This is a genomic window from Desulfosalsimonas sp., from assembly GCF_046483245.1.
Classification (GTDB): domain Bacteria; phylum Desulfobacterota; class Desulfobacteria; order Desulfobacterales; family Desulfosalsimonadaceae; genus Desulfosalsimonas.
Map to the genome: position 1 here is coordinate 1 of NZ_JAWODO010000123.1, position 10,904 is coordinate 10,904.

The window sequence follows — 10,904 nt, forward strand, 5'->3', positions numbered from 1 at the left end:
GCCATGCAGGGGTTTTCCGGCATGGTCGGGTTTCCGCTTTTGTCCTTCGTGTTGTTGCGCTGCCAGTTATAAATTGCCCGCAGGATACGGAAGCCCTGGACAGCTTGCGCCTCACTGGTCTTTAGGGCTTCCTGGTATCGTTTATTCACCATATCGCGGGTGATACTGGCAAGGGGCTTGTCTTTCCAGTCGGCAAAGGTGGTTTTTATATGCCGGTCAATATCGTTCTTTGTGGCCTGTTTCAATGGGTGCCCCTTTTTGGTTCGCTTCAGGTCCATGTAAAGGTCCGCGACTTCCCGCAAGGTGGCCTTCGCGGTTTTCTTTTTATTTTTTTCTTCGAGCGGGTCTTTACCTTCGGCCATTTCCCCTAAAATCTTTAAAGCCTTGTCGCGGGCCTTATCTGCTGTTATTATTCCATAAACACCCAAAGTAACCCGGCGGGATTTCCCATTGACGCGGGCCTGTGCTATAAATGTTTTTCGTGTCGGTGTGAGGCGAATCCCAAAGCCTGAAAGCTTGCTGTCCCAAACAAAGGCTTGCCCCTTTTCAGGCAAAGAAAGTTTATCCACGGTGGCTTTGGTTAACTTGACGCCCATTTTTAACCCCCTTTGAAAGTTGTAACCGATTTGTAAGCAGAAAAAATTAAATTCCATAAAAGGTAATTGGATTTTATATAACCGGAAGCGCCCATAATGTCAAGGATTATAATACAACATTAAACAAAATGTAAGCAGGTGAAAGCCGGGGGGTTTGGATTCCTAATCCATGTGCCGCAGGTTCGATTCCTGCCGGGGGCACCAGTTTTCAGAAGGTAGGACTTTCAAAAAGGCAATTTGTGCCAAAAACAAAAAGGCCGGATGAAAACCACCCGGCCTTTCGCGCACTTTGGACAGCCTTTGCCGTGATTAACCCTCACGACACGACACCCCATAGGGCGCAACCGGTGGCATCAAAATATGTTACACAATAAGCAAATCCGGCGGTGCCGGCAAATTTTCAGCCCGTTTAAATGCCTATTGCCCAAATTAAGGTCGGCATAAGCACCATCAGCCCGGCGGATATACCCAATACCGGGTTGCAGTCGGAATATCGATACGGCTGGTTTAAAATTCTTGGTCCGGAGGGCTTTTTACCGCGTTATGGTTTCCTCTACGGCATATCTGGCAGCCGGTTTCATCCTGCTCTGGAACTCGGGATTCATCGGTGCGGAATATGGTCTGCCGTTTACCGGGCCCTTTACCCTTCTGTTTTGGCGTTACTAGGCGCTGACATGCATTCTTCTAATTTGTGCCTGAACGAAAACCGTCTTTTCCGCCAATCTCTGCGTCCGGCTCAAATTTTAATCCTCAAAATACGTCGAGTATTCCTGCGGTTAAAATTTTCGCCGTCCTGGACCTTAACGAAAAATCCTGGTTTTCGTTCGGGCACTAATTTACCTGACGCTAAGCGGCCGGCTGCGTTGGCCGGGCTTTTACGATGCCGCCATTGCATTGCTTGTGGGGTTTCTGGCCCATGGTGTATGGTTGGGCTGCGTGCTCTTTTCATTGCAACAGGGTGTGCCTGCGGGCATTGTTGCCCTTGTGGCAAGCCTTTTTTATTTGGGGCCGCCGGTAACCATGATAATGGCATGGGTTGCATTCGGCGATAGGCTTCAGTCAACAGACGTCATCGGTCTGATTATAGTGGCAGCAGGCGTGATAGTGGTGCAGCGGCAATAATTGTAGTGCTCAAATCGATATCTGCAAACGATTGCTCTTAATCGTCCTATGATGATGAATCAGATCTTTTATCCTTCTTCACCATCCAGAATCCTTTCGGCCTCCTCGATACTTGTGACATTTTTGCCGCTGTAACCTAAGTCAAGGGATACATAATCAAATTGCATATGACCCAAAAGTCCGGACCACCGATGTACCCTTACAACCTTTGACATACTTCGGGCTAAGAAGGCTTCCTGTATTTCTTTTATATATTTCTCAAAAATTTCATCCTGATATTCATAACTTCGCAGATCCGTCAAACATGTAAACCCGTCTGCCAGCTTCTCGCATTCGGATTTGGCTTTATCAACAAAAGCTTGCATCTCGGCTTCATCTTTGATTTTACCGACTGTTATGTAAATTCTGTTTTTGTCCACGTCAGCCCGAACGGTATGCATCCCCTATCCTCCATTTTTAGTTTTAGAAATATGCAAAAAATAAACATTGTTGTCAATTAAGAACAGAGGAAACCATTGAGATCATCCAACCGGCGCATTATAAGCTTTTAGCCAAAATACCGGTAATGCGTTTTATTTTTTGTCAAAACATCCGAAAAGTATATAAGGTTATTTTAAGGTGGGATGCAAAAAATTATGGGCAATACCGCAATACTCTGCGGGTTTTCCCATGCCCTGGAGAAAGCATGATAAATAAAAGGGATAATACCGGAACGACCCGCTTCCGGGCCAATAAAGCCGGGTTCCCCGATGCCGCCCAAATCCGGGACCAGGCCGAGAAAAAGGCCCGGGCCATAAAGCCGCCAGCCCTGGATTCCATGACGCGTAAAGAAATCCTGCACATGGTTTATAAAATGCAGGAAAACAGATTGAGGCGGATTTACAGGTCAAACAGTTGCGCAGTCACCTTGAAGAAAGATCGGTAAAAGATCTTGCGGTTAAAGTGAGGGAGGCGATTGAGCAGGGATAGATATATTGGAAACTGGTTTTGCAGCTTGAATCCGCCGTTTTCCAGATCCAGCCAATCCGCAATACTGCTTCCCTGCATGACCTGAAGACCGAAATTTATTTTCCAAACGGTTTACGAATTGATTTCCCGGTCAATTTGTGCGATACATCCTGTTTTCCCAAAAAATTGTCATGGTGATCATCACACTGACAACCTGTTCAATAATTAAAAAATCGGGGTGAATATGTGGACATATGAAAAACCGGACAACCTGGTTGAGTGGTGGCAGGAAAGCGAAAAGAAATTCAGGGACAATATCCTGTTCTGGGTGCATAATGGTGCCGGCGGACTGGATTCGATGTCTTACGGGGAAATCGGCCGGCGCATCAACAATGCCCGCGGCGGGCTGGCACGGCTCGGAGTGGAGCCCGGCGATTCGGTGGGCATCATCGCCGCCAACCGGCCGGAGTGGGCTGTGCTGGCCTTTGCCACTTACGGCAGAAAAGCCAGGTATATCCCCATGTATGAAAAGGAGCTGGTGGCCACATGGAAATACATTATCGCAGACAGCGGGCTGAAGTTTCTGCTGGTCTCCTCGCCGGAGGTTTATGAGAAGGTCAAACATTTCCCTGAAGAAATTCCGGGCCTGGAAAACATATATCTTATTGATTCAGATGGGGAAAACAGCCTTGCCGCCCTGGAAAACGACGGTGCGGCCAATCCGGCCGAAGCCCTGATTCCCGATCCAGACGATATTGCCGTGCTGATCTACACCTCCGGGACCACGGGTGCGCCCAAGGGTGTGCTTTTGTCCCACGGCAACCTGACCTATTGCTCCAGGGCCGGCTACCGCATTTACCCGGAACTCACTGAAAACCAGGTGGGACTGTCCATGCTTCCCTGGGCCCACTCCTATGCTTTGAGCGGCGAGCTCAACAACTGGATTCAGTTCGGGGGGTCTTTGGGTTTTATGAGAGATGTGAAGACCCTTGGCGATGACCTGCGCCTGGTTCGGCCCACATACCTGGTATCCGTGCCCAGGGTTTTCAACAAAATTTATGACGGCATCCAGGCCAAAATGACAGATGCCGGAGAGACAAAAAAAGCATTGTTTGACAAAGCCTGCCAAATTGCCCGGCAGCGAAACGAACTGGTCGAACAGGGCCGGTCCCCCGGCCTGTGGCTCAACATCAAGCACAGGTTTTTTGACAAGGCCGTGTTGTCCAAGGTCCGCGAGGCCATGGGCGGCCGGGTCACAGGCGCCCTGACTGCCAGCGCGGCCATGAACAAGGAAATCGCTCTGTTTTTCTATGACATTGGCATTCCCATTTACGACTGCTACGGCTTGACCGAAACCGCACCGGCCGTTTCCATGAACTGCAGCAGCGCATGGAGAATCGGCAGTGTGGGCAAGGTGCTCGAAGGCCAGGAGCTGGTCATTGACAAGTCCGTGGTTGAAGAAGACGCCGAGGACGGAGAAATCGTGGTCTACGGCCCCAATGTGATGAGAGGCTACCACAACCAGCCCGAGGCCACAAAAGAGGTCATCATGGCCGACGGGGGATTTCGCACCGGGGATCGGGGCATGTTTGATCAGGACGGCTTTTTGTGGATCACCGGCCGGATCAAGGAGCAGTACAAGCTTTCCAACGGAAAATACGTATTTCCGGCCGTTCTTGAAGAGGAGATCAAACTGCTTGCGCCCGTGGCCAATGCAACGATCTACGGAGAAGGAAAGCCGTATAACGTCTGTCTGGTGGTGCCGGATTTTGAGGCAGCCGCCCGCTGGGCTGACAAAAACGGCGCATCAGCGGCTCCTGAGGATCTGATTGCCAACCCGGCCTTTACGGAAATGATTGAAAATGAAATCACCCGCCATTTGAAAAAAACCTTTGGGGGCTATGAAATTCCCAAAAAATTCAAATTCCTCACCGAAGATTTCACAGTGGAAAACGGGATGCTCACCCAGACCATGAAGCTCAAGCGCAAGGAAGTGATCAAAAATTACCAGAGCGAAATCGAAAACATGTATGGATAAGGACCCATGGGTGTAAGCCAAAGGGCTGGCCGGATTCCGGCCTTTATTGTGATGGATGTGCTGGAGCGAGCCCAGGAACTGGCCGCCGCAGGACGCGAAATTATCCACCTGGAAGTGGGCGAACCCGACTTTGCCACCCCGGAGGTGATGACAAAGGCCGCCGCTGCGGCCATGGCCCGCGGAGAAACCCATTATACCCATTCCATGGGCATTATGGAGCTGCGCTGCGCCATTGCCGAAAACTACCGGAAGCGCTACGGCGTGGAAGTGGACCCGGCCCGGGTGTTGGTGACCGCAGGCACCAGCGCGGCCATGCTCCTGCTTTTTTCCGCCCTGCTCGAAGATGGCCAGCGGGTGATCCTCTCGGATCCCCATTATGCCTGTTATGACAACTTTATTGAATTTGCCGGCGGCGTGCCGGTCCGGATTCCGGTCCGCGCCCGGGAAGGCTTCCAGTTCCGGGCGGATGAAATCAGGGCGGCCATGGACGCCAATACCCGCGCCATTTTCATCAACAGCCCCGCCAACCCCACCGGCCAGGTGATGCCCCCTGCCCTGCTGGCGGCTGTTGCTGAAATGGCCCCGGGAAATCCGGGCGGCCCCTACGTAATCAGCGATGAGATCTACCACGGCCTGGTCTACGAGGGACAGGAGCATTCCATCCTGGAATATACGGACAATGCCTTTGTGCTCGACGGCTTTTCCAAGCGCTACGCCATGTGCGGCTGGCGGCTGGGCTATCTGATTGCCCCGCCGCATTTTATCCGCCCCTTGCAGAAAATGCACCAGAATTTCGCCATATGCGCGCCGTCTGTAGCCCAGTGGGCCGGCATTGCGGCCCTCCAAAACGGATGGGATGAAGTTGCGCGAATGCGACAAATCTACGACACCCGAAGACAGTTGCTGGTCCAGGGGCTTAGGGAACTGGGGTTTCCCATTGCCGTGGAGCCCAAAGGCGCCTTTTATATATTTACCAGCTGCGCCCATATTGATGCCGACGACTACCGCCTGGCCTTTGACATTCTGGAAAAAACCGGGGTGGCCGTCACCCCCGGGCGGGATTTCGGGCCGGGCGGCCACGGATTTCTGCGGTTTTCCTACTGCAACAGCCGCCCAAACATCGAGCTGGCCCTCAGGCGCTTAAAAGATTATCTGGCAGGGAGATAAAACCATGCAATCCGGAAACACCCAGGGATGTCTGCCCCTTTTTCTTTTTGCGGTATTTGTGGTTCTGTTTCCCTTGTTTCTTGCCGATGTAATGATCACCGCACTGGGCCGGCTTGGATTAAGCCCCCGCGTGACCCTGCTGGCGGCCATGGGCATATTTATCGGCGGCATGATCAACATCCCGGTCCGGCGGATTGAAAGAAATCAGCCTTTTGATGCGTCCTCATGCCGGTTTTTCGGCCTGCAGCGTTTTTTTGCAGACCAAACCTGCCGGCAGCAGCATACCGTGCTGGCGGTCAACGTTGGCGGCTGCGTGATTCCATGCGCCATTGCCGCATACGAACTTTTCCGCATCGCCGGACACGGACCGGGGGTGCTGGGACTTGCCCTGACAGCCGTGGGCATAAACGTCTTTATCTGCTATCATACAGCCCGGCCTGTTGCCAATGTGGGCATTGCCATGCCCGCCTTGGTGCCGGCCATTGCAGCGGCGGCGTGCGCGCTTCTGCTTTACCGGGAACTGGCGCCGCCCATCGCGTTCTGCGCCGGCGTGCTCGGCCCGCTGATCGGTGCGGACCTGCTTCATTTAAAAGAGATCGAAAAACTCAACACCGGCGTGGCCAGCATCGGAGGGGCAGGCACGTTTGACGGCATCGTCTTATCCGGCCTTCTGGCCACCCTGCTGGCCTGACCCTGAAAATTTTGAAATGTCGCAGACAGCATAACCTGGGGCCGGACAGTAAACAGGTGACTTTTTAATGAACATTTTTCACACCGGGGGTTGATTCTCCGTTGCAAATACGCTACTCTAGTAGCCGCTTTAACAAAATGATCTGGCAATATCCGGAGAGAAACCAATGCATGAGCAACAAGAAGAATGGGACTGGACGCCTGGTCAACGAACAATCGGCGATTTTCCCGCCTGGCGCGATCGCTTTTCATACATGGAAGAACCCTATGTCAGTGGTGACGGGGAAAAAATTGCCGCCATTGTCAAAACAGAAGATGAGACCTTTACGGTCTGCGTCAACGGCACCCTTTGGGAGAACCAATACGATAAGCTCTGGCATCTGTGCTTTACCCCGGATCAGCGGGCCCTGGCCCTGGTCTCGGACATGGCCATGTGGAGCGTGGCTATTGACGGCACGGCCTGGGAAAACTGGTATGAATTTGTCTGGAAGCCCTGCTTTGCCAAAAACGCCCCGCACATTACAGTTGCCGCCCAAAAGGAGCTTCGCTACCGGGCGCTGACCAACGACGTGCCGTGGGAAAACGAATTTTTCGCCCTGACCCATCTCACTGTCAGTCCGGACGGAAAAACCGCAGCCGCTGTGGTCCAGGACACCTGGCTGCCGGAAGCTGATATTGAAAAATTCCAGGAAAGCGGATTTACCGTGGCAATAAACGGAAAGCCCTGGGAAAATCATTATGTCAATATCTGGGAGCTTGCCTTTTCCGGAAACGGCGCCCACCTGGCCGCTGAACTGCGCACCAGCCTTTATGATTACACCATTGCCGTGGATGACCAGGCATGGAAAAAACGCTATGCCGGTGTATGGGCCCCCCGGTTTCACCCCCGGGACCATTCCGTGACCGCACCGGTACGCATGGCCGGCGGATGGGGGCTTGCCAAAAACGATGAAATATTGTGGGACCCCAAATACGTGCAGCTCTGGCACCACATGTACAGCCCTGACGGTTCCCGCATTGCTGCCATCACCGCCCCGGAATACGGCAAATGGACCATTACCGTCGACGACCGTCCCTGGAAAATCCGGTTTACCGAACTGGTCACCGACGCGGTATTCAGCCCTGCAGGCGATCGGGTGGGCTGCGTTGGCAAAACCGAGGGCAAATGGTACGTTGCAGTTGACGACCAGATATGGGACACGGGCCAGGACATGGCCTGGCAGCCGGTTTTCAGCCCGGACGGCGCCCATGCAGCGGCCAAAGTGGAAAAAAACGGCCGATTCACCATCCTGCTAAACGGCCGGCCCATTGACATAACATTTGCCGATGCCTGGCAGCCGGTTTTCAGCCCGGACAGCCGCAAACTTCTGCTCAGGGCCGTTCTGCCCCAAAGCCGGGGCGGCCACTACTGCCGGATCGTGCTGAATGTGGATTCTCCGGCCCTGTCGGAAAGGAGGCCCGGGCATGCATGAGTTATACAAGCTTGCCAGCGGAATTTTTGTCTGGATAGCGATTCTGGGTTTTGCCGCCGGCATGATCGGCCGGCTGGCCCACCTGGCCATAACCGCCCGGAAAAAAGACCCTGTAGTTTACCAGTATTTCAGCCTTTATTACGCCCTGCGTTCGATTCTCCACTGGATCATCCCCTTTGCCAGCACCGGCATGCGGGCCCATCCGGTCATCACTATTGTGGCGTTTGTATTCCACACCTGCCTGATTGTCACGCCGCTGTTTGCCGCAGCCCACGTGATTCTGGTCATGGAGTCCTGGAACGTGTCATGGTGGCACCTGCCGGATCCGGCCGCGGATGTGATGACCGTGCTGGTGATCCTGGGATGCCTGTTTTTCCTGATCCGCCGGATTGTGCAGGAAAATGTACGATATTTGAGCACCCCTGGCGATTTTGTGCTGATCGCGCTGGTTGCCGCCCCTTTTGTCACCGGCTTCTGGACTTATCACCAATTGTACGGATATGAAATCGCGGGCATCCTTCACATGCTCAGCGGCGAGCTGGTGCTGCTGTGCCTGCCCTTTACCCGGCTGTTTCATATGGCCCTGTGGCCGTTTACCCGCGCATATGCCGGCTCGGAATTCGGCGGTTTGCGCCGGTCCCGTGACTGGTAGCCCTTAAAAAAGCCAATCGACCTATCAGGTGAAAGAATATGAACCAAAAAAACCAGAAAGACCCGGCAAACAACAAAAACGGCATATACGATACCGGCATTGAAAAGGGCGCCAGCCAGCTGACACCGGAAAAAATCCGGAAAGTCTTTGACGCCCTGGTTGAATCAGAAGGCGGAGCACGCCTGAGAGCTTACACAAATGCATGCGTACACTGCGGTCTGTGCAGCGATGCCTGCCATCACTTTTTGTCCAAAGACGGTGATCCGCGGCTTTCGCCGGCAGGCAAGGTCAAACAGACCGTCTCCCGGATTTTGAACAAAAAAGCCAAGCTGGATGTGGATTTTGTCAAGCAAGCCTGTGAAACGGTTTTTACCGAATGCAACCTCTGCCGCAGATGCGTAATCTACTGCCCTTTTGGCATTGATGTGGCTTACCTGATGCTGTTTGTCCGCAGGGGCTGCCACCAGCTCGGCGTGGTTCCCCAGTACATACAGGACACAGCCCACAGCCACGCTTCGACTTTTAACCAGATGTGGGTGCGCGATGACGAATGGATCGACACCCTTCAGTGGCAGGAAGAAGAAGCCCGGGATGAAATCCCGGATTTGCGCATCCCCATTGACAAAAAAGGCGCGGATATCTTCTACTCGCTCATCGGCCCGGAGCCCAAGTTCCGGGCCCAGCTCATCTACCAGATGGCCGTGATCTTCCATATGGCCGGAGCCGACTGGACCGTGCCGTCTGCGCCGGGATGGGACAACAGTGATATGTGCATGTTCACCGGAGACATGGAGATGACCGCACGGCTGAAAAAGGTCCACTTTGAGGCCGCCATGGATTTGAAAGCCAAGCGTATTGTCATGGGTGAATGCGGTCATGCATTCCGGTCTGTCTATGATGTGGGCAACCGGACACTCGGCTGGAAAATGCCCCCGCTGCCCATGGTTCATGCCATTGAGTTCTATGCCGAAATCCTTCGGGAAAAACGCATTGAAATTCCGGAAAAATTTGACCGGCCCGTGACCTTCCACGATCCATGCAACATCGTCCGGGGCCGCGGCCTTGGCGATGAGTCCAGGTATGTGATCAATGAAACCTGCAGCACCTTTATCGAACTGGAGCCCAACCGGGAGCACAATTTCTGCTGCGGTGCCGGCGGCGGGGTGATCAACTGCGGTCCGCCCTTTAAAAACAAGCGGGTGGAAAGCAACCGGGTCAAGGCCGAGCAACTGGCTGCAGCCCGGGACAAGGGAGCAGAGGTGGTGATTGCGCCTTGCCACAACTGCCACGGCGGTCTTGAAGACATTATTCACCATTACGAACTCGGCCTGGAGCTTAAATTTCTGGGAGACATCATCTACGAATGCATGAAAAAGGAATAACAAGGCTTATGCAGTCCCGGCATAAAACAGCTTTCCGTTCGGCCCGTCTGGCTTTGATCGCCCTTTTGTTCACCGCTGCCGCAGTTTTTGCCCAGGGCCATGTCACCACTGTGGAGGACAGCGGATTTGAAAAACGCACCCGGCCCGTGGTGACCTTTGAACATGATGTGCACAACCAGAAAGCGGAAATCTATGATTGCGCCGTGTGCCACCATGTTTATGAAAACGGTGAAAAACGCGAAGGCCAGATGTCGGTGGGCATGGAATGCTCAGATTGCCATCTGTCCGAAAACAACAGCCCCATGGAACTGACCCGGGCCTATCATCGGATGTGCAAAACCTGCCACCTGGAAAAAAGCGCCGGGCCGGTCCAGTGTGCCCAGTGCCACAGCCGGCAAAATACCCCCGCAAAATAGCCTGCAACCGGTTTTCCTTTTCCTGCCCGTGCTTGCAAAGTGTCAAAAATTTGTTATAAAGATTTTTTGACAAATGCAAGGCCCCCGGCCGCCCCAACAAATGAAAACAGATTGTTTGGGCGGCCGCAGAAATGCAAATCAATCCACAGCAACGCAGGAACCCGATTCATGGAAAAGGAATTTGATTTTTTCAGTGACCACTCTGAGGCCTTTCTGGAAATGGCTTTTTGCCCGGACTACCTGGAACGCCCGACCAGGCCGGACGGCTACGGAAAAAACACCGGCGACTGCGGTGACACCGTTGAAGTATTTTTGTCCGTTGACCAGGGCCGCATCCAGGAAATTTCCTTTCAGATCGACGGATGCATCAATACCCGGGCATGCGCCAATACCATCGGCCGCATGGTCCATGGCCGGAAAC

11 protein-coding genes are annotated in these 10,904 nt (G+C 53.4%); 9 read left to right on the top strand and 2 right to left on the bottom strand.

The genetic code is table 11. From position 1 onward, the window contains the following. A partial coding sequence (locus R6U41_RS10955) for an Arm DNA-binding domain-containing protein (protein WP_410269879.1) occupies positions 1 to 596 on the bottom strand: 596 nt, incomplete at its 3' end. Positions 597 to 1,436: 840 nt separating this feature from the next. Between R6U41_RS10955 and R6U41_RS10960 the strand changes: the two genes are divergently transcribed. Beyond that, positions 1,437 to 1,718 (top strand): EamA family transporter, encoded by a 282-nt coding sequence (locus R6U41_RS10960; protein ID WP_410269889.1) that lies wholly within the window; start codon positions 1,437 to 1,439, stop codon positions 1,716 to 1,718. 68 nt (positions 1,719 to 1,786) lie between these two features. Here the strand turns inward: R6U41_RS10960 and R6U41_RS10965 are convergent, their stop codons facing one another. Continuing rightward, the gene (locus tag R6U41_RS10965) at positions 1,787 to 2,158 is read right to left on the bottom strand and encodes a hypothetical protein (protein ID WP_410269880.1); all 372 of its coding nucleotides are present in this window, start codon (positions 2,156 to 2,158) and stop codon (positions 1,787 to 1,789) included. Between the two features lie 752 nt (positions 2,159 to 2,910). On the opposite strand from R6U41_RS10965, the gene R6U41_RS10970 reads away from it, so the two are divergent. The 8 genes from R6U41_RS10970 to R6U41_RS11005 form a co-directional block, all read left to right on the top strand. Continuing rightward, entirely contained in the window at positions 2,911 to 4,704 is a 1,794-nt protein-coding gene (locus tag R6U41_RS10970) for an AMP-dependent synthetase/ligase (protein WP_410269881.1), read from the top strand. Between the two features lie 6 nt (positions 4,705 to 4,710). Then, positions 4,711 to 5,871, top strand: coding sequence for a pyridoxal phosphate-dependent aminotransferase (locus tag R6U41_RS10975; protein ID WP_410269882.1), 1,161 nt, complete (start codon positions 4,711 to 4,713; stop codon positions 5,869 to 5,871). Positions 5,872 to 5,875: 4 nt separating this feature from the next. Beyond that, the gene (locus tag R6U41_RS10980) at positions 5,876 to 6,562 is read left to right on the top strand and encodes a DUF1614 domain-containing protein (RefSeq protein WP_410269883.1); all 687 of its coding nucleotides are present in this window, start codon (positions 5,876 to 5,878) and stop codon (positions 6,560 to 6,562) included. Positions 6,563 to 6,728: 166 nt separating this feature from the next. Then, positions 6,729 to 8,033, top strand: a complete 1,305-nt coding sequence (gene tmcD, locus R6U41_RS10985; RefSeq protein ID WP_410269884.1) for an electron transfer complex subunit TmcD — start codon at positions 6,729 to 6,731, stop codon at positions 8,031 to 8,033. Next, on the top strand, positions 8,026 to 8,685 hold the full coding sequence (tmcC, locus tag R6U41_RS10990; RefSeq protein WP_410269885.1) for a TmcC family electron transfer complex membrane anchor subunit: 660 nt from the start codon (positions 8,026 to 8,028) through the stop codon (positions 8,683 to 8,685). The genes tmcD and tmcC overlap by 8 nt, the downstream gene beginning before the upstream one ends. 38 nt (positions 8,686 to 8,723) lie before the next feature. After that, positions 8,724 to 10,067, top strand: a complete 1,344-nt coding sequence (tmcB, locus tag R6U41_RS10995) for an electron transfer complex ferredoxin TmcB (RefSeq protein ID WP_410269886.1) — start codon at positions 8,724 to 8,726, stop codon at positions 10,065 to 10,067. An 8-nt stretch (positions 10,068 to 10,075) separates the two neighbouring features. Then, a complete protein-coding gene (tmcA, locus tag R6U41_RS11000; RefSeq protein WP_410269887.1) occupies positions 10,076 to 10,483 on the top strand; it encodes an acidic tetraheme cytochrome c3 TmcA in 408 nt (135 codons plus the stop codon). Positions 10,484 to 10,651: 168 nt separating this feature from the next. Continuing rightward, the coding region (locus R6U41_RS11005) for an iron-sulfur cluster assembly scaffold protein (protein ID WP_410269888.1) at positions 10,652 to 10,904 on the top strand (253 nt) is incomplete at its 3' end.

Bases quoted from the DNA above. Each gene is read 5' to 3' on its own strand.
- R6U41_RS10965 (WP_410269880.1), bottom strand. From the start codon at position 2,158: ATGCATACCGTTCGGGCTGACGTGGACAAAAACAGAATTTACATAACA.
- R6U41_RS10970 (WP_410269881.1), top strand. From the start codon at position 2,911: ATGTGGACATATGAAAAACCGGACAACCTGGTTGAGTGGTGGCAGGAA.
- R6U41_RS10975 (WP_410269882.1), top strand. From the start codon at position 4,711: ATGGGTGTAAGCCAAAGGGCTGGCCGGATTCCGGCCTTTATTGTGATG.
- R6U41_RS10980 (WP_410269883.1), top strand. From the start codon at position 5,876: ATGCAATCCGGAAACACCCAGGGATGTCTGCCCCTTTTTCTTTTTGCG.
- tmcD (WP_410269884.1), top strand. From the start codon at position 6,729: ATGCATGAGCAACAAGAAGAATGGGACTGGACGCCTGGTCAACGAACA.
- tmcC (WP_410269885.1), top strand. From the start codon at position 8,026: ATGCATGAGTTATACAAGCTTGCCAGCGGAATTTTTGTCTGGATAGCG.
- tmcB (WP_410269886.1), top strand. From the start codon at position 8,724: ATGAACCAAAAAAACCAGAAAGACCCGGCAAACAACAAAAACGGCATA.
- tmcA (WP_410269887.1), top strand. From the start codon at position 10,076: ATGCAGTCCCGGCATAAAACAGCTTTCCGTTCGGCCCGTCTGGCTTTG.